Source organism: Arthrobacter sp. TE12232 (assembly GCF_054062615.1).
Genome location: NZ_JBSSFK010000001.1, coordinates 4,164,590 through 4,183,477, shown reverse-complemented (window position 1 = coordinate 4,183,477; position 18,888 = coordinate 4,164,590). Strand labels below are relative to the sequence as shown.

Sequence of the window (18,888 nt, the reverse complement as noted above, 5' to 3'; positions counted from 1 at the left end):
CGCCGCCCAGAGACATGAGGTTGCCGATCATAGAAATGGAAGCACGAGGTCTTCCGGGATGAGGTCGCCGAACGGTGCCGGCCAGCCGGGGTCGTCGGTGTCTGCGGCGGGGAATGGGTGCCCGGCCGTGAAGTGATGCCAGTCGGGGAAGGGGTCCGGGGGCAGTTCCGGCTCGGGATCCTGGATGGGGTCCTGGCCGGGGTGCCCGGTGGGGCCCGGGCCCGGAGGATGGTCCGGATCCGCGGGCACGCCTCGCTCCGGCCAAGGGTCTGTGGCTGTAGCCGTGATCGGGAGGTGGGCCGGCCAGCGGGGCGGTTCCCAGTCCTGATGCTCACTCGGATAATAGCGTTTTGAGGGTGAAATCCAGCCCGGCGGGCTCGTTGCGCTGGCCCCGCTCGGTGTCCAGGCCGAGGCGTGTTTGAGGCGGTGGTGTTTCGGGCAGGGCTGGCCCAGGTTGGAGATACCGGTGGTGCCGCCGTCGGCCCAGGCCAGGAGGTGGTCCGCCTCGTTGTCCAGGGAATGGTTGTTACAGCCGGGAAACGGGCACCTGCCGTCGCGGAGCCGGAGCCAGTGCCGCTGCGCCGCCGTCAGACGGTAGCTGCTCCGCCCGATCTCCAGCGGCGCCCCGTCCCGGGGATCGGTCAGGACCCGGTAGAAGGAACCCGCGCCGCCACTGACGAGGCGGCGGGCCATCGACGGCGGGATCGGACCGTACCCGTCCAGGACGGCCGGTTCGTCCGTGAGGCCCAGCAGCGACAGGACCGGCACGGTGACCAGGACCTGCGCCCGCGGCACCGGAACACCCCCAACCCCATCGGGTCCGCAGTGAACCATTCCGCCGTCGGGCGTCCCGCCGGCGGCAAGTCCGTTGGTGGTGCCGTCGCCGGCTGTTCCGGCTGTGGTGCCTGGGGTGGGGCCGGTGCCGTGGGTGAGGAGCCAGGTCGCGGCGATGTCGGCGCGGAGCTGGGCCAGGGTCCGGGTCTCGGTCGGGCCCTGCAGGGCCCGGGCGGCGGCGGTGGTCCGTTCCCAGATCCCGGCCGCGGTCTCGGCCGGGAGCCGGGCCGAAAGCCAGGCCATGCCGTCCCGGTCCGGGACGAACTCCACCCGCCGGTCCGCGACGCTCACGGTGTGGCGTGCCTCGATGCTCTCCGGATGGTGGCGTTCGCGCCAACCACGGGCCTTGGCCCGGAACCGGGACGGCACGAGCTCCCCGGCCGCACAGCCCCGGCCCGCCCCGGGCGCGGCCGGGTCCAGGAAATGCCCCTCCAGCGAGGCCGCCCCGGCAGAATCCAGGCCGCTGGTTTCCTCGACAAGGATCCGGGCGTGCTGCCAGGAAATCGTCCCGGCCCGCAACGCCGCCCAGGTCAGCGGCAGCCCGGTCGTCAAGGTCCGGGCCTCGGACAACAGCGCCCCGGCGGTGCGTTCGCTCACGGTCAGGACACACGCGACCTCGGCGACCAGGGCCATCTCCTGCACGGCGCGGTCCCGCACGGATCCCGCCGGCGGGGCCAGGAACCTCGCCGCCCGGGCGTAGTCGGCGGCCAGCTGAACCTTCAGCGCCGCCGTCCGGGCCTCCAACCGGGCCACCTCAGCCAACCCGTCCAACAACCCATCCGCCAAATCCCGCAACGGATCAGCACCGGCGCCGGGACCAGTACCCCGCACGGCATCAGAGCCCCGGAGGGCATCAGCATCCCCCAGGTCATTGGCGGCGGCGGCCGGATCAGGGCGGTCCGGGCCGTCGGCGCCGGACCCGAGCAAAGCAGCCAGCACAGCCACAGACGCGGCAACGGCCTCCACCGCCACCCCGCTGTCCCCGCTCCAAGCCACCCTGCTTTTCATACCCCAAGTCTATGAAGAGGCACCGACAATCTTGATGCTGCTGCGACGGGACGCCGGCACTGACGCCCGGTCTGCGAGGGGTTACCGCCAAGAGAGGGATGACCGGGTCGCTGAACTCATCGGGCGATCGAGCCGGTGGTGCCAAGCCAAGGCGGCAAGCGGCGCTTGTGGGATTGGAAGTCGGGTAGGCGGTGAATGACTTCATGTAGCGCGGCTTCTGCGGCAACGGTCCGGCGTCACGGGGAACGCCTTGCGGACACCGCGAACGTCCAGTGACCTCACCCGGACCGTGGATGCGTCCTCGACGGCCGCAGTAGCACCGGTTCTCCCGGCGAGGTCGCTGAGCTGTTTGCCCTGCTGCGCCCGCGGCGCCGGCCCGCAACAAGAGCGGTGACTACCGGATCCGGACTTGTGCCGGGAAACGGTCGCACCAGCCGGCCAAAGGCGTCACATCCAGCTGGGAGGCACGTCCTAGATCTTGGCCCTGGCTATACCTCCGCTGTTAGCCGCTGGCTGATGACCGTGGAGACACCGTCGCCGCGCATCGTGACGCCGTACAGGGCATCGGCCACCTCCATGGTGCGTTTCTGGTGCGTGATGACGATCAGCTGGCTGGATTCGCGCAACTCTTCGAAGATGGTGATGAGCCGGCCCAAGTTGGTGTCATCGAGCGCTGCTTCCACCTCGTCCATGACGTAGAAGGGCGAGGGCCGGGCCTTGAAGATGGCCACAAGCAGCGCCACCGCCGTCAGGGAACGCTCCCCGCCGGACAGCAGCGAGAGCCGCTTGATTTTCTTTCCCGCCGGGCGCGCTTCCACCTCGATGCCGGTGGTGAGCATGTCCGAGGGGTCCGTCAGGACCAGCCGGCCCTCGCCGCCTGGGAACAGCCGGGCGAAGACCCGCACGAACTGCCGCGAGGTGTCCTCGAACGCTTCGGCAAAGACCTTCTGGACGCGGTCGTCGACTTCCTTGATGATGTCCAGGAGGTCCTTGCGGCTGGATTTCAGGTCTTCGAGCTGGGTGCTGAGGAACTGGTGGCGTTCCTCAAGTGCGGCGAATTCCTCAAGCGCCAGCGGATTGACCTTGCCCAGGGCCGAGAGGTCGCGTTCGGCGCGTTTGAGCCGCTTTTCCTGTTCCTCGCGGACGAAGGGCTTGCCTTCGCTAATTTCCCGGCCGTCTTCGTCCACCGGGGCGCGCAGCGCGGCCCACTTGTCGCCCGATTCGGCGGCCGGCACCGGGACGGGCTGGTCCGGGCCGTAGTCGGCCACGAGTTGGTCGGCCGTCAGCCCGAGCTCTTCGATGCTCCTGAGTTCCAGCGCCTCGATGCGCAGCCGCTGCTGGGCTCGGGCGAGCTCGTCGCGATGCACGGAGTCGGTGAGTTCGGCCAGTTCGCGGGCCAGGGCGTCGTTGCCGGTGCGGACCGCGGCGAGTTCGCGCTCCATTTCGTCCCGGCGTTCCTCGGCGCTGTCCCGCTCCCGGCGCGCCAGCTCCACGGAGACGTCGATGAACCCGATTACCTGCTCCACGGCGTCAGCGACGGCGGCGGCGCGCCGGGCCTGGAGCCGCCGGCGGCGGGCCCGTTCCGCAGCCTCTTCACGGGCGCGGCGTTCAGTGGCGGCGGCGCGTTCCAGCGAGGTGGCCCGGTTGCGGGTGGCCGTGAGTTGTTCCTCGGCGCTGCGCAGGGCGAGCCGGGCCTCCATCTCGGCCGTACGCGCCAGCGAGGCGGCCAGGGCCAGGGCGTCGCGGTTTTCCGGAGAGGGTTCCTGCTCCGCGGGGGCTTCCTGGGCCGCGGCGAGCCGCGCCGCCACCGCCTCGAGTGCCTCCTGCTCGCCGGCGATGTTGGCCTCTGCCCTGGCCAGGGACGCCGTGAGCCGCTCACTTTCGCCGACGGCGCTACGCAGCACCGAGTTGAGGTGGCCCAGGCGTTCGGCGACGGCGGCGAGCTTCGCGTCGGAGTCGTGGAGCTTCGCGAGGGCCCCGTCCGCGCGGTCCTGGGCTTCGGCTCGTCGGGACCGGGCGGTAGAGAGGGCGAAGCGGTTGCGTTCGAGACCGGCGGTAACGGTGGCCAGCTTGGCGGCGGCGTCGTCGACGGCGGCCTGGACTTCCAGCAGCGACGGCGCCGTCGCGGAGCCACCGGTGACGGTCAATGCCGTGACGACGTCCCCGGCCCGGGTCACGGCGGTGAGCCCGGGATATGCGGCAATCAGGTCCGCCGCAACGTCGAGGTCGTCCACGACGGCGACGCCCGCCAGCAGGGCGGCCAGCGGCAGCCCGGCGGTATCGGGTGCCGTCACGGACACCAGTTCCGCGGCCCAGCGCGCTCCGGCTGGAAGCGATGTGTCGGCGGGAAGCGTGGTCTCGGCACCCAGGGTCGTGCCGATGCGGTGTGCGGCAGCAGTCGTAGCCGGACCGGCGGAAGGATCGGCGAGCAGCAGCGCGGCGCGGCCGGCGTCGTCCTCGCGCAGAAGCCGCACGGCGGCGGCGGCCGTCTCCCGGTCCCGGACCACCACGGCGTCAGAGGCGGTGCCGAGGGCCGCGGCGACGGCGGGCTCGAAGCCAGGCTCGACCGTGATCATGGACGCCAGAGAACCGAGCACGCCGGCGGCCAAAACTCCCGAGTCGCCTGCACCGAGCACGTGCTCGGAGCCGTCCTTCCGGTTCAGGCCCAGCTGGAGGGCATCGCGTCGGGCCGCGAGGGCGCCGCGTTCCCGTTCGCCCTCGCGCTCGGCCGCTTCCAGTTCCTCGATGCCGGCGAGGATGTCGTCCAGCTCCGCACTGGCGGCCTCGTACTCGGCGTCGAGCGATTCCTCGCCGTCCTCAACGCCTGCCACCTGTGATTCCAGTGCCGTGAATTCGCTGTGTGCCTGCCGGCGGCGCTCCTCGCCCGCTTTTTGCGAGTCGCGGAGGCGTCCAAGCTCGGCCTGGGCCGATTCCACGCGGGACCGTGCCGCGCCGACCTGCCCGGCGAGCCGGGCCAGGCCTTCGCGCCGGTCCGCGGCAGCGCGAAGCAGGGCCGCCAGCCGCTTGTCCTCGGCCGCGGCGGCCTGTTCGGCGGCCTGCTTCGCGGCCGTCGCGGCATCCAGCGCCCCGGTGCAGTCCAGGATCTGGCGTTCCAGCCCGGCCTGCTCTTCGCGGACGCGGGCGGCCTGTTTCTCCAGCTGGTCCGGATCCCGGCCGGTGTCCGGAACCACGTCCGCGGCGCCCAGCAGGCGGCGGCGTTCCTCGGCGAGCGAGCCCAGGGACCGGAGCCGTTCTCGTCCCGTGGAAAGGGTGTACCAGTTGTCCCGGGCGGCGTTCAGCGCGGGCGTGGCCTCGGCGGCAAGCTGCTCAAGGACCGCCTGGCGCTGCCGGCCGGCCTCGAGGTCGCGTTCGACGACGCCGCGGCGCGCCTTGAGCGCCGACTCATCCGCCACGTCCCGGGCCAGCGCGGACTGCAGCTGCACGAGGTCGTCGGCCAGCAGGCGTGAGCGGGCGTCGCGGACCTCGAACTGGACGGTCTGGGCACGCCGGGCCACTTCGGCCTGCTTGCCCAGCGGTGTGAGCTGCCGCCGGATTTCGCCGGTGAGGTCGCTGAGCCGGGACAGGTTGGCCTGCATGGCTTCGAGTTTGCGGACCGTCTTTTCCTTGCGGCGTCGGTGTTTGAGGATGCCGGCGGCCTCCTCGATGAACCCGCGCCGGTCCTCGGGGGTGGCGTGCAGGACCTTGTCCAGCTGCCCCTGGCCGACAATGACGTGCATTTCGCGGCCGAGGCCCGAATCGGAGAGCAGCTCCTGGATGTCCAGCAGCCGGCAGGCCGCGCCGTTGATGGCATACTCCGAGCCCCCGGTCCGGAACAGGGTGCGCGAGATCGTCACTTCGCTGTACTCGATCGGGAGGGCGCCGTCGCTGTTGTCGATGGTCAGGGAGACGTGGGCCCGGCCCAGGGGCGGACGGCCGGAGGTGCCCGCGAAGATCACATCCTCCATCTTGCCGCCGCGCAGGGTTTTGGCGCCCTGTTCGCCCATGACCCAAGCCAGGGCGTCCACCACATTGGACTTGCCCGATCCGTTGGGGCCCACCACGGCGGTGACGCCGGGTTCGAATTCAAACGTTGTCGCTGAGGCAAACGATTTGAATCCCCGGACGGTCAGACTCTTCAGGTGCAAGGTACTTCGGATCTCCTGGCTGGCGGACTGGGCACGCAGTTGGGCGAAAGCATGATTCGGACGGACATGGATGGTCGGGGACGGCCCCGGGTACCTACAATCTACTGCGGAGCTGCGGCAATTCCGCGCACAACCCATGCGAGGCCGCCGCAGATGCCGCAGGCGGCATGTGCAGAAACCTGCCGGCACCGGGCATAGTTAAGCTCTTGAGCTTGTGTTTGAAGGGGCAGTCAACCGCTGGAGCGCAGGACGGACATGAACAGGGGCTTGAATTGGTAGGGAATGCGACATTCCGGCACTACAACACCGCGTTGCTTTCGGTGAGCAGCGTCGAAGCTCCGACGATCGTCAGTTCCAAGGATTTCGACCACAGGCTGGCTTTGACCCTGCGGCGGCTGAAGTTCCCGCCGAAGCTGCTCGAACGGGTCGCCGGCATCACACACCGGCGCTGGTGGGCCCCCGGGACATCGTTCGACGACGCGGCCATCGAGGCCGGCGCCAAGGCCCTGGCCGAGTCCGGCATCGAAGCGGCCGACGTTGGCCTGCTGATCAACACCTCGGTCACGCGGCGCAACCTCGAGCCCTCTGTCGCGGTGAAGATCCACCATGCACTCGGCCTGCCGTCGTCGGCCATAAACTTCGACCTCGCCAACGCCTGCCTCGGATTCGTCAACGGTATGACCCTGGCGGCCAGCATGATCGACTCCGGCCAGATCAAGTACGCGGTGATCGTCAACGGTGAGGATGCCCAGGCCACGCAGGAGGCCACCCTGACGCGGCTGCAGCGGCCCGAGACGACCCGCGAGGACTTCAACCGCGAATTCGCCACACTCACCCTGGGCTCCGGAGCCGCTGCTGCCGTCCTGGGCCCGGCAGACCAGCACCCCGGGGCGCACCGGATCGTCGGGGGCGTGATGCGCGCCGGCACCGAGCACCATGAACTGTGCGTGGGGGGCATCGACGGCATGGCCACCGACACCAAGGGCCTGCTCGATGGCGGCCTGCAGCTCGTGGTCGATGCCTGGAAAGAGGCCCAGCCGGAGTGGGACTGGGCCTCGATGGACCGCTACGTGACGCACCAAGTCAGCAATGCATACACCCAGGCCATCATCGACGCCATCGACCTGGACCCGGACAAGGTGCCGATCACGTTCCCGCACTGGGGCAATGTGGGCCCGGCCTCCCTACCCATGACCCTCGCGGCGGAGGCGCAGACCCTCGTGACCGGGGACCGCGTGCTGTGCATGGGCGTCGGCTCCGGCCTGAACACCGCCATGGTGGAAATCGTTTGGTAACCGCCGACTGGACCGGCGTCGACCCCGAATGGTCGCGCGACATCGATGTGGCGTCCACCTCCGCCGCGGATGAGCCTGGAACCCTGCGCCGCTGGCACCTGCTCGACAACGGCGCCCAGCTCGCCCGCCGCGGCCTGACTCCCGCCGGCACGCTGCTGTGCGTGCACGGCAACCCGACGTGGTCATACCTGTGGCGGACCCTGCTGGCGGCCGGTTCCGACCCCGCGCATCCGTGGCGTGTGGTGGCCGTGGACCAACTGGATATGGGCTTCTCCGAGCGCACCGGCACGTTCCGGCGCCTGGCGGACCGGATCAACGACCTCGGCGACCTCACCGCCGCCCTCGGGCTGGACGGGCCGGTTGTCACCGTCGGCCACGACTGGGGCGGCGTGATCAGCCTCGGCTGGGCCCTGGCGCATCCGCAGCAGCTCGCCGGTGTCGTGCTGACCAACACTGCCGTCCACCAGCCCCCCGGCTCACCCATCCCACCGGCCCTGCGGCTGGCCCTGCACCCTGCCGTGCACCGCTGGGGAACGACGACGTCGGACACCTTCCTGCGGGTGACGCATTCCCTGGCCCGCCCGCCGCTCGCAGAGGACGTCCGCAGCGCCTTCATGGCCCCCTACCGGGGCGCCGGCCGCCGCGCCGGCGTGGGAAACTTTGTCGCGGACATTCCCGCGGACGCGTCCCATCCGAGTTTCCCGGCGCTCACCCGCGTCGCCGAAGGCCTGCGCAGGCTGAGCGTACCGGCCTTGATGCTCTGGGGACCGCGGGACCCGATCTTCTCCGACCGGTACCTCAAGGACCTCATCAGCCGGCTCCCGCACGCGAAAGTCCACCGCTTCGAGGGCGCCGGCCACCTGGTCGCGGAGGACCGGGATATTGCCGCCCCCGTCTTCGATTGGCTTGCCGAGCGCGGCCGGGACAGCAACCCCGCGGACGCTCCGGCACCGGTAAACCCGGCGCCCGAACCACCAATGCCTGAACCCTCGACGCCGGCCCCCGGCACCGGGCTCGCGCCCCTGTGGGCGCCACTTACCGGGCTGGCGGCAGGACCCCATGCCGGGGACACCGCCGTCGCCGAGATGGCCGCGGACGGCAGCGTCGCCCGCTCGCTCAGCTGGCAGGAGCTGGAACGGAATATCACCGCCCTCGCAGCCGGCCTGCAGGAATCCGGTGTCCGGCAGGGCAGCCGGGTGAGCCTGATGGTCCCGCCGGGCGTGGACCTGACCGTGGTCCTCTACGCTTGCCTGCGGCTCGGCGCCGTGGTGGTGGTGGCCGACGCCGGCCTCGGCACCCGCGGCCTGAACCGCGCCGTGAAGGGTGCGACCCCGGATTACCTCATCGGGATCGATAAGGCCCTCGCCGCCGCGTCGGTGCTTGGCTGGCCCGGCCGGCGCATCAGTGTGCGGGACCTGCCCGCCGCCCGCCGCCGCGTCCTCGCCGTCGAGACTTCCCTCGCCGCCCTCGGCCGCCGCGGAGCCACACTCAGCCCGGACCCGGGCGAGGCTCCGGGCCCGGGCCCGGACTCCCCCGCCGCCGTGCTCTTCACCTCCGGCTCCACCGGTCCGGCCAAGGGCGTGGTGTATACGCACCGGCAACTGGCCGCAATGCGGGACACCGTGGCTGCGACGCTGGCGATCCGCCCCGGCGCACGCCTCGTGGCAGGCTTCGCACCGTTTGCCCTGCTGGGACCTGCGCTGGGGGCAGTGTCGGTGACGCCCGCCATGGACGTGACAGCGCCCCGCACCCTCACGGCCCGCGCGCTGGCGGACGCCGCCGCGGCGATCGACGCCACGGTGGTCTTCGCCTCGCCCGCTGCCCTGCGCAACGTCCTTGCGACCCAGGGCCGCTTGGACGGTGCCGGCCACGAGGCCCTGGGTCGTGTGGAGCTGCTGCTCTCCGCCGGCGCGCCCGTCCCCGTCTCCCTCCTCGCAGAGGTCCAGCGGCTGCTGCCCCGTGCCTCGCTGCACACCCCGTACGGGATGACCGAGGCGCTGCCCGTCACGGACATCAGCCTCGAACAGATCTGCGCCGCCGAGGCCGATGCCGCCGCCGGCACCGTCGCAGGGGCCGGCAACGGCGTGTGCGTGGGCCGGCCGGTGCACGGCGCCCGCGTGGCCGTCATCCCGCTCGACGCGGACGGCTCAGCCCCCGGGAACCGACCCGTCACCGAGGCGGGATTAACCGGCGAGATCCTCGTCAGCGCCCCGCATGTGAAGGAAAGCTACGACAGGCTCTGGCTGACCCAGCGCGAGAGCGTCCGCACGGCCGGATGGCACCGCACCGGCGACGTCGGGCACTTCGACGCCGCCGGGCGGCTCTGGGTGGAAGGCCGCCTCGCGCACGTCGTGACCGCGCCCGGTGCTGTGGTGACGCCTGTCGGCGCCGAGCAGGCCATCGAGCGCCTGGACGCCGTCGGGCTGGCCGCCGTCGTCGGGGTCGGCCCCGCCGGGACGCAGGCCGTCGTCGCCGTCGTCGAAACCGTTCCGCCGGTGCGCCGGGCCGGCCCCGCGGCGCCGTACCTCGCCGGGCGCGTGCGCGACGCGGCCCGTCAGGCAGGCGTCAGCGTCTCCGCCGTGCTCACCGTCCCCTCCCAGCCGACCGACATCCGCCACAACGCCAAGATCGACAGGGTCCGCCTGTCCCGGTGGGCTTCCGCGGTGCTGGCCGGCGGCCGGCCGGGCACGCCGTGAGGGTCCTCGTCACCGGCGCGAGCGGCCTGCTCGGGCGGGAAGTCACCGGGCTTCTGGTGCGTCAAGGCCACGCCGTCACCACCTTCCAGCGCCGTCCTGCAGGCGTCGATGGCGCCGCGGACCTCTCCGGATCCGTCACGGACGACACCGCTGTCCGCCGCGCCGTCGCCGGGGCCGAGGCTGTCATCCATCTGGCGGCGAAGGTCTCCTTCACGGGCCGTGCCGCCGATTTCGACGAGGTGAATGTCGACGGCACGCGCCGCCTGCTCCGTGCGGCCCGCGACGCCGGCGTGCGGGATCTGGTGTTCGTGTCCTCCCCGTCCGTGGCCAATTCCGGGGCTGCTATCGCCGGACTGGGCGCCGAGCCGGCGGACCCTGCCCGCGCGCACGGCGACTACTCGCGCACCAAGGCCGAGGCCGAGCTGCTGGCGCTGGCCGCGGACTCGCCGGACTTCCGGGTCGCGGCCGTGCGCCCCCACATCGTCTGGGGTCCGGGCGATACGCAGCTGGTGGAACGGGTGCTGGAACGTGCCGGCCGCGGACGCCTGCCGCTGCTCGACGCCGGGGCGGCCCTGATCGACACCACTTACGTGGACAACGCCGCCTCGGCCATCGTCGCCGCCCTGCACCGCATAGAGCACATTCACGGCCGGGCGCTGGTCATCACCAACGGCGAGCCCCGCCCGGTCGGGGAGCTGCTGACGGGCATCTGTGCCGCGGGGGGCGTCCCCGCGCCGTCGTGGCGGGTGCCGGGCAGGCTCGCGCGGGCGGCCGGATCAGTGGTTGAGAAGCTCTGGGCCCGATCCGGCCGGTCCGACGAGCCGCCGATGACCCGGTTCCTCGCCGAACAGCTCTCCACCGCCCACTGGTTCGACCAGCGCGAGACCCGCGAACTCCTCGACTGGACCCCCGCCGTGTCCCTTGATGACGGCCTGGCGAGGCTGGCCGAGCACTACGGTTCACTTCGCGGCGGCGCTTGAGGGTGCCGGACGGATCCTAAGGACCTGGGCGACGTCCGCCGCGCTACCGGACCACCGAGGGGGAAAACCCGTGCTCGATGAAGAGGACGGGCTGCGCGGCCGGGTCCGTTGTGATGGACCAGATGTCGCTGTCCACTTCGGAGCCGTCCCGGGGAAGGGCGTACAACAGGGTTGAGTTGTCCAGCCACTCAATCTGATCGTCAATGCTCTGTTTCTCCGCCAGGACGGTTTCCGTGCCGCTGGCGAGGTCCACGACGGCGACACTGCGGTGGCCGGTCAGGGTGCCGTTGTCGCTCTTCTTGTAGGCGATGCGGGTGCCGTCCGGGGAAACGGACGGGCATTCTATGCCGCTGCGGACCACGGTGAGCGTCCGGCCGGCAATGCTGCCCTGGATCAGCCAGATGTGCCCCTGCGAGGACGCCGTGGCGTAAAAGACGTCGGGCTTTCCGGGAGCAAAGGTGACGCCCCAGATGTTCCGGTCCGTGGCCTTGATCCGGGTGCCGTCCAGTATCAGGGCGAAGCCCTCGAGGCTTCCGCTGCTCTGGCCTGTCCTATCCCGGATGACTGTTTCGGTGGAGAACCCGGCGGCGGAGTAGGAATGGCCTGACACGAAGACGGTGGTGGCCATCAGGGATCCGTCGGCGCTGGTCCTGGCCCTGTTGGGGATGCCGGGCAGCGGCCAGCTGCGCGTCTCCTGCCAGGTGCTGTTGTACACGGTGGCCTGGAAGGTGGTGGCCAGTCCCTGCTTGGTCTGCAGGCACAAGGTCTGATCGTGCTTGCCGTAGACGCGGTCGCAGCTTGCTCCGCTCAAGGCGCGCTGACCGCCGGGCCCGGACAGCGGCACGGTGGCGGCCGAGCCGAACCCCTGGCCCGGCGCGGTGTTGCGGAACAGGACGAAGGGTGCCGCCGGCAGGGCCGTGGACGTGGTGACGTCGACCGGCGGCGGTGCACTCTGGCTGGCCTGGGCGTCCCGGAAGGCCAGCCCGGCGTAGAGTCCCGCCGCCGCAATGGCTCCCACGGTGATGAGCACCAGGGCCAGGAGTCGCTTCCTGCTGATCGCGACCCGCTGGGTTGAGGTTTCGGTTCCGGTCGTGGCTTCTTTCCCGGGCTCGGATGCCTTTCCTGTCGAGGGACCCTTTCCGGGCGGCCGCCCGGTGCGGGTGGCCGTCATGCGCCGGCCTCCTGTGCACGGGACGTGCGCATCAGCACGGCCGCGGCCACCAGTGCCGCGGCCAGGCCGACGGCGGCCGTCGTCATTGCGGCGGGGGCCCCGACGGTGAACCAGAGGATGCCGAAGCCGGCCGACGCCGCCATCCGGCACAGCGCCACCACGGTCTGGGCGGCCCCGATGCCGGTGGCCACTTTGTCCGGGCTGACCAGCCGGCTCGCCAGCGCGGCCAGCACGCCGTCGGTTGCGGCGTAGAAGACTCCCAGGAGCACCAGGCACGCCACCGTGACGCCCAGGCCGCCGAACGGCACTGCGGCCAGCAGGTAACACGCCAGCAGCGCTCCGTGTCCGCCCAGAAACACCCGGATCCTGCCCCAGCGGTCCGCGAACCGGCCCAGGGGAACGGCCAGCGCGAGGTACACGACGTTGGTTCCGACATAGAGCAGCGGGAACCACTGCACGGCGAAGGAGTCCCGATCCTGGAGCACGAGGTAGATGAAGCCGTCCCCGACGGTTAGCAAAGCGAGGATCCCCGCGGTCACGAGCAGGCGGGTCAGTCCGGCGTCCTTCAACTGGCTCCACGTGAAGGGCGGCCGTGCCCGGTCCGGCTTCTGCGCCGTCCGCGGAGTCCTGCGGTCCGGCACCACCAGCACCAGGAGGGCGACGCCGATTACGGCGAAGGCGAGCGAAACCACAAAGACGGTGCTGAACCCGTTGGGGATGAACAGGAGGATCAGGAACGCCAGCAGCGGCCCTGTTGCGGCGCCGACGGTGTCGAGCATGCGGTGCACCCCGAAGGATCTCGCCAGATGTTCCGGTTGGGCAGCCGATGAGATCAAGGCGTCCCGCGGCGCGGTGCGGATGCCTTTGCCGATGCGGTCGCCGGTCACGATCCCGGTGATCGCCCAGAACCCGCCCGCAAACAGGAAGCCGACCCGGGCCACCATGGAGAGCCCGTAGCCGGCCACCGCCACCCGTTTCGGGTGGCCTGTGCGGTCTGAGGCCCACCCGGCGGCAATACGCACCACCGCGCTGACGCCCTGGTTGATCCCGTCAATGAACCCGAAGGCAATGGTCGAGAGGCCCAGAAATCCGGTGACGTACAGCGGCAGGATGGCGGACACGGATTCCGAGGAGATGTCCGTGGCCATGCTGACGATGCCCAGCCAGAGAATGACAGGCGAAAGACGGAAGGCCACGCCCGGTCCGGGCAGAGTCTGCGTCCCGGTGGCTCCGGAATTTTTCCTGCCGCCGGTGCGGTCGGCCATTGAGATGTACACGCCGGCCTACCCGTGCGCGTCCGGCGTCGTGTCGGCCCTATTGACTCCGCCTTTAACGCCGGAGCGATAACGATTCCTATAGTCCCCAGCTCCCATGGCGACAGTTTGTCACCGGCCAAGAGGGGTGCGTAAGCGTAGGACTACTTGTTTTTGGCAGGACTACCAGCGGCCGTTACGCGGCCTGGGCTGGCAGACGGGGCAGGTATAGGACGAGCGGTTCATGAACTGCTCCCGCCGCATGATGCTCACGAGGCCGGCCGCGGCGCAGCGCTTGCACTCCTGGCCTTCACGGCCGTAGGCGTTGAGGGAGCGGTCGAAGTATCCCGAGGCGCCATTGACGTTGACATAGAGCGAATCGAAGCTCGTGCCGCCGGCGGCCAGGGCATCCGTCATGACCTCGCGGGCGGCGTCGAGCACGCGCAGCGCGTCGGCCCGGCGCAGGGTGTCCGTGGGCCGGGCATAGTGCAGCCGCGCCTTCCAGAGGGCCTCGTCGGCGTAGATGTTGCCGATCCCGGAGACCAGGCCCTGGTCCAGGAGCGCCCGCTTGAGTCCGGTCTTGCGGGCACGCAGGCGCCGGTAGAAGGTGTCGAAGGAAAAGTAGGGATCCAGCGGGTCCCGGGCAATGTGCGAGGCTTCCTCGGCGATGAGCGGGAGCGGGGTTTCGGCGAGGCCGCCGGGGCCGCCGTCGTCCGTGGGAATCAGCGAGGTCAGGAACAGGCCGCCGAAGATGCGTTGGTCCACGAACCGGAGCTGCTCCGGCATGCCCAGGGCCGGGCTGAGCCGCAACCGGACTTTCAGGTGCTTCTCGTCCGGCACGCCGGGGTCCTGCATGAGCAGCTGGCCCGACATCCCCAGGTGGGCCATGAGGGCAACGGCGGGGGCCGGTTCTCCCGGGGCAGCATCTGCGGAGGGGGCCGGGGTGTCCGCCAAGGGCATCCAGAGGAATTTGCCGCGGCGGACCACATCCAGCACGCGCGCGCCTTCAAGGTTGCCGGCGAAGTCCTCCGGTCCCAGGGCGTGCCGGCGCAGGGAGCGCGGATCCAGGACGTCGACGGCGGTGATGGTCCGGCCCCGCACCCAGCTCACGAGCCCGCGCCGGACCACCTCGACTTCGGGCAGTTCAGGCAATGCCGCTGCCTAGCTGCCGGTTTGGGTGTCGGAAGCCTGGGTGTCGGCAGCAGGGGTGGTCAGCCGGCGCCAGGCGTCGGCCGCAGCTTCCTGCTCGGCTTCCTTCTTGGAGTTGCCGGTGCCGGTGCCGTAGTCTGTGCCGCCGATCCTGAGGACGGCCTCGAACGTCCTGGCGTGGTCCGGTCCGGAGCCGTCAACCGCATAGTTGATGGTCCCGAGCTGCCGGCTGGCCGCCAGTTCCTGGATGCTCGTCTTCCAGTCGGTTCCCGCGCCAAGGGCCGCGGCGTCCTTCAGCAGCGGGCCGATCAGCCGCATGACCAGCTGCCGTGCCGTCTCGATGTCGTTGGAGAGGTAGGTGGCGCCAATCAGCGCCTCCATGGTGTCCGCCAGGATCGAGGCCTTGTTCTTGCCCTCGGTGAGCTTCTCGCCCTGTCCGAGGTAGATGTACTCGCCCAGGCCGATGCTGCGGCCAATGCCAGCCAGCGCCCGTGTGCTGACGACGGCGGAACGGCGCTTGGCCAGGTCGCCTTCGGGCAGCGTGGGGTTGTCACGGTACAGCGCGTCAGTGACGGAGAACCCCAGGATGGAGTCGCCGAGGAATTCGAGCCGTTCGTTGGTGGGAATGCCGCCGTTTTCGTAGGCATAGGAACGGTGTGTGAGCGCAAGACGAAGCGTCCCGGCGTCAATAGTGACACCGAGACGCTTCAGAAGCTCTTCAGTTGAAGACATCTTTTTCAGCCTGTTGGCGGATTAGACGTCTGCGACCTTGCGGCCCTTGTACTCAAGGAACAGCGCGGTGCCAGCCGAGTCGGTAACGACCTTTGCCTGGTGCGGCAGGCTGTAAACAACCTGGCCGTTCTCTACGGTCTTCACCAGGTGGGGGGCAGTTGCCTTCCACTGGGAGCGGCGGGCGCGGGTATTCGAGCGAGACATTTTCCGCTTCGGGACAGCCACGGCTAACTCATTTCTCTCTAGTCCAACACTTACAAATCAGTTTTGCCGGTCAGGCTTAGCCAAGTCAGCCAGGGCGGCCCAGCGAGGATCTACGACCTCGTGGTGATGCCCCGGCTCGTCTTCCAGGCGAACTCCGCATTCGGAGCAAAGGCCCTGGCAGTCTTCCCGGCACACCGGCTGGAACGGCAGTATGGTGACAACTGCGTCCCGCAACACCGGCTCAAGATCGATTAGATCGTGCTCGACTCGACGTTGCTCTTCTTCGTCTTCTTCGTCCGAGAACACAGCGTCCTCATAGAAGAAAAGTTCTTGCACATCGACCTCTTGGTCATACGCAAGGGGATCCAGGCATCGGCCGCATTCGCCAGTTACTTCAACGAGCGCGGTTCCTGATACCAGAATTCCTTCGTGTACGGCCTCGAGCCGCAGATCCAGCTCGACATCCGAGCCTTCCTGCACGCCAATGAGTGCCACACCAAGATCACTTGGCGCGGGTAAATGTTCCTTCAGCGTCCGCATGCTTCCCGGACTGCGTCCGAGGTCCTTGACGTCGAACGCCAGGGGCGAACTAGCATCTCGTTTAATGAGAACTCCTGTTGAACATATGACCGACGTACCATCTTAGCCTGAACTTCCGGACGGACTCAAACCGGGTAGCAGGTCAGCAGCATGTTGCCGCAAACCGGCCCCGGGCCGGGCCGCGCAACCGGCAGCAGGCCGCCGAGTACCGGTCAAGCTTACACTTTGCGGGCACGGTTCTGGACCGGCTCCCCCGGAGCCAGCCGCTTCAGCACGGACCGGGGCACAAAGTCCGAGACATCCCCGCCCAGGGTGAAGACCTCTTTGATGAGGGTGGAGGACAAGTGCAGGTAGTGGCTCTCCGCCGGCAGGAACACCGTCTCGACGCCGGTCAGCTGCCGGTTCATCGTGGCCATCGGCAGCTCGTAGTCGAAGTCCGAGGACGAGCGCAGGCCCTTGACGATTGCGGAGACGCCGCGCTGCCGGCAGTACTCGGCCAGGAGCCCCTCCCCCACGGGCTCCACCACGATGCCGCGCAACGATGCGAAGGTTTCCCGGGCCATGTCGATCCGCTCTTCAAGGCTGAAGCGGTACTTCTTGGCGTAATTCGTGGACACGGCCACGATCACCTCGTCGAAGAGGCCCGCGGCACGGGCAATGACTTCCAGGTGGCCATTGTGAATGGGATCAAAGGAGCCAGGGCATACGGCGCGTCTCATGATCCGAACCTACCGTATTCGCGCCGCGGGCCGGGATAGCATGGCTGAATGTCAGCATCGAAGAACCGCTTCGCCCTGCCTTTCACCATGCAGCCTGCTGCCGCGCAGCCGTTCACCATGGATGGCGGCGTGGCCCTGGTCACCGGCGCCGCCATGGGCATGGGCCGGCTGTACGCCCTCCGCGCCGCCCGGGAAGGCGCCGCGGTGGTGATCCTCTGGGACATCGACGCCGACGCCCTGGCCAGCACCGCTGCCGAAGTCACCGCCTTGGGCGCCCGCGCCGTCCCCCGGACAGTGAATCTGGCGGACCCCGCCGCGATCGCCGGGGCCGCCCGGGAAGCCCGGGCCGAAGGGCCGCTCGCGCTTCTGGTGAACAACGCCGGGATTGTCCGCGGCGCGTACTTCTGGGACCACACCCCGGACCGTGACATCGCCCTGACCATGGACATCAACGCTCTGGCACCCATGTATGTCACCCTCGAATTCCTGCCGGACATGATGGCCGACGCCGGCCGGCCCCGCCGGATCCTCAACGTCGCCTCCGCCGCCGGCACGGTGTCCAATCCGCGCATGAGCGTCTATGCCGCGTCCAAATGGGCCGTCATCGGCTGGAGCGACTCGCTCCGGCTCGAGCTGGAGCAGCAGGGCTACCGCCACCTGGCCGTCACCACGTTTTGCCCCAGCTACATCTCCACCGGCATGTTCGAAGGGGCCCGCGGTCCCCTGCTGACCCCGCTCATGACACCGGAGGATGCCGTGGACCGGGCCTGGCGGGCCACCGTCGCCGGGCAGCCGCAGCTAATCGCCCCCGGGATGGCCAAACTGGGCAAGGTGCTCAAGGGCATCCTGCCGGTGCGGGCCTGGGACTTCGTGGGCGGGAAGGTCTTCGGGATCTACTCCACCATGGACAAGTTCACCGGCCGCGCCGTCCCCGACACGAAAGCGGGCCCCCGATGACCGCGCCGCTCCCCCTTCCGTGGCAGCGCGCCGCGACGGGCGCCAACCTGCTCTCCCCGGACGGTTCCCTGGGCGTCACGATCTTCGAGGAGATGACCACCCTGGCCCTCAGCACGGGTGCCATCAACCTCGGCCAGGGCTTTCCGGACGAGGACGGCCCCGTGGAGATCAAGGAGGCCGCCCAGGCCGCCATCGCCGCCGGCGCCAACCAGTACGCGCCCGGCAAGGGCATCCTGCCGCTGCGGGAGGCGATCGCCGTCCATCAGCAGCGGTTCTACGGGCTCACTCCGGACCCCGAGACGGAGATCATCGTCACCACCGGCGCCACCGAAGCCATCGCCGCGTCGCTGCTCGCCCTGGTGGGCCCCGGCGATGAGGTGCTGACGTTCGAACCGTTCTATGACTCCTACGGCGCCATCATCGGGCTCGCCGGCGCCACCCATGTCACGGCCCCGCTCCTGGCCCCGGACTTCATGCCGGACCCCGCCGCGCTGGAGGCCGCGTTCAGCGCGCGCACCAAGGTGGTCCTGATCAACAATCCGCACAACCCCACCGGTGCCGTGTTCCCCCGCGAGGTGCTTCAGCGCGTCGTCGAACTCGCCGAGAAGCACGACGCCGTCATCATCACCGACGAGGTCTACGAGCACCTCACCTTCGGCGCCCGGCACATCCCTGTCACCACGCTGCCCGGAGCGGCCGAACGCACTCTGACCATTTCCTCCGCCGGCAAGACCTTCTCCTTTACCGGCTGGAAGATCGGCTGGCTCTCCGGGCCGGAGCATCTGGTGGCCGCCGCCCGGACCGTCAAGCAGTTCCTGAGCTACAGCTCCGGCACGCCCTTCCAGGCGGCCATCGCGGTGGGGCTGGGCCTTCCGGACGAGTTCTACACCGGCATCGCGGACACCCTCCGGTACAAGCGCGACATCCTCAGCGAGGGACTCCGCGCGGCCGGCCTTGACGTCCTGACGCCGCAGGGGACGTACTTCGTGAACGTAGATACCTCTCCACTGGGCATCACCGATTCCGTGGAGCTGGCCCGCAGGCTCCCGGCCCTCGTGGGTGTCGCCGCGATCCCGGTGCCGGTGTTCTGCCACGCCGACGGCGCCGAGCGCACCCGCAGCCTGCTGCGCTTCGCGTTCTGCAAGCAGCTGCACGTGCTGGAGGAAGCGGCCGAGCGGCTGGCGACCCTGCGCGACAGGCTGTGA

General features: G+C 69.7%; 14 protein-coding genes. 5 read left to right on the top strand and 9 right to left on the bottom strand.

The genetic code is table 11. The annotated features are described in order from the left end of the window. Positions 1-27: 27 nt before the first annotated feature. Together ACVWZ7_RS18685 and smc are read right to left on the bottom strand one after the other, a co-directional pair. The gene (locus tag ACVWZ7_RS18685; RefSeq protein ID WP_456508718.1) at positions 28-1,842 is read right to left on the bottom strand and encodes a DUF222 domain-containing protein; all 1,815 of its coding nucleotides are present in this window, start codon (positions 1,840-1,842) and stop codon (positions 28-30) included. Positions 1,843-2,330: 488 nt separating this feature from the next. Beyond that, the gene (gene smc / locus ACVWZ7_RS18680; RefSeq protein ID WP_456508717.1) at positions 2,331-5,987 is read right to left on the bottom strand and encodes a chromosome segregation protein SMC; all 3,657 of its coding nucleotides are present in this window, start codon (positions 5,985-5,987) and stop codon (positions 2,331-2,333) included. A gap of 272 nt (positions 5,988-6,259) precedes the next feature. Here smc and ACVWZ7_RS18675 point away from each other — a divergent pair, with 272 nt between their 5' ends. The 3 genes from ACVWZ7_RS18675 to ACVWZ7_RS18665 are packed head-to-tail and all read left to right on the top strand — an operon-like array spanning position 6,260 to position 10,958. Beyond that, entirely contained in the window at positions 6,260-7,282 is a 1,023-nt protein-coding gene (locus ACVWZ7_RS18675; protein ID WP_344365550.1) for a 3-oxoacyl-ACP synthase III, read from the top strand. Further along, positions 7,276-9,978 (top strand): alpha/beta fold hydrolase, encoded by a 2,703-nt coding sequence (locus ACVWZ7_RS18670; RefSeq protein WP_456508716.1) that lies wholly within the window; start codon positions 7,276-7,278, stop codon positions 9,976-9,978. Before ACVWZ7_RS18675 ends, ACVWZ7_RS18670 begins: the two co-directional genes overlap by 7 nt. Continuing rightward, entirely contained in the window at positions 9,975-10,958 is a 984-nt protein-coding gene (locus tag ACVWZ7_RS18665) for an NAD-dependent epimerase/dehydratase family protein (RefSeq protein WP_456508715.1), read from the top strand. The genes ACVWZ7_RS18670 and ACVWZ7_RS18665 overlap by 4 nt, the downstream gene beginning before the upstream one ends. Before the next feature lie 43 nt (positions 10,959-11,001). Here ACVWZ7_RS18665 and ACVWZ7_RS18660 read toward each other — a convergent pair whose 3' ends face one another. The 7 genes from ACVWZ7_RS18660 to coaD all read right to left on the bottom strand — a co-directional run bounded on the left by ACVWZ7_RS18660 (position 11,002) and on the right by coaD (position 16,726). After that, complete coding sequence (locus tag ACVWZ7_RS18660) at positions 11,002-12,129, bottom strand: TolB family protein (RefSeq protein WP_456508714.1); 1,128 nt, start codon at positions 12,127-12,129, stop codon at positions 11,002-11,004. Beyond that, the gene (locus tag ACVWZ7_RS18655; RefSeq protein WP_456508713.1) at positions 12,126-13,406 is read right to left on the bottom strand and encodes an MFS transporter; all 1,281 of its coding nucleotides are present in this window, start codon (positions 13,404-13,406) and stop codon (positions 12,126-12,128) included. The genes ACVWZ7_RS18660 and ACVWZ7_RS18655 overlap by 4 nt, the downstream gene beginning before the upstream one ends. A gap of 159 nt (positions 13,407-13,565) precedes the next feature. Further along, positions 13,566-14,534, bottom strand: a complete 969-nt coding sequence (gene mutM / locus ACVWZ7_RS18650; protein WP_116766592.1) for a bifunctional DNA-formamidopyrimidine glycosylase/DNA-(apurinic or apyrimidinic site) lyase — start codon at positions 14,532-14,534, stop codon at positions 13,566-13,568. Between the two features lie 9 nt (positions 14,535-14,543). Then, positions 14,544-15,263, bottom strand: a complete 720-nt coding sequence (rnc, locus tag ACVWZ7_RS18645) for a ribonuclease III (RefSeq protein ID WP_116766591.1) — start codon at positions 15,261-15,263, stop codon at positions 14,544-14,546. Between the two features lie 21 nt (positions 15,264-15,284). Next, positions 15,285-15,488 carry a 50S ribosomal protein L32 gene (gene rpmF, locus ACVWZ7_RS18640; RefSeq protein WP_056738282.1) on the bottom strand — a complete coding sequence of 68 codons (204 nt, stop codon included), beginning with the start codon at positions 15,486-15,488 and terminating at the stop codon, positions 15,285-15,287. A gap of 36 nt (positions 15,489-15,524) precedes the next feature. After that, positions 15,525-16,049 (bottom strand): YceD family protein, encoded by a 525-nt coding sequence (locus ACVWZ7_RS18635; RefSeq protein ID WP_456509150.1) that lies wholly within the window; start codon positions 16,047-16,049, stop codon positions 15,525-15,527. Positions 16,050-16,225: 176 nt separating this feature from the next. Then, positions 16,226-16,726, bottom strand: coding sequence for a pantetheine-phosphate adenylyltransferase (coaD, locus tag ACVWZ7_RS18630; RefSeq protein ID WP_091253233.1), 501 nt, complete (start codon positions 16,724-16,726; stop codon positions 16,226-16,228). A gap of 48 nt (positions 16,727-16,774) precedes the next feature. On the opposite strand from coaD, the gene ACVWZ7_RS18625 reads away from it, so the two are divergent. Together ACVWZ7_RS18625 and ACVWZ7_RS18620 are read left to right on the top strand one after the other, a co-directional pair. Next, positions 16,775-17,683, top strand: coding sequence for an SDR family NAD(P)-dependent oxidoreductase (locus ACVWZ7_RS18625; RefSeq protein ID WP_344365535.1), 909 nt, complete (start codon positions 16,775-16,777; stop codon positions 17,681-17,683). Beyond that, on the top strand, positions 17,680-18,888 hold the full coding sequence (locus tag ACVWZ7_RS18620; RefSeq protein ID WP_456508712.1) for an aminotransferase class I/II-fold pyridoxal phosphate-dependent enzyme: 1,209 nt from the start codon (positions 17,680-17,682) through the stop codon (positions 18,886-18,888). Before ACVWZ7_RS18625 ends, ACVWZ7_RS18620 begins: the two co-directional genes overlap by 4 nt.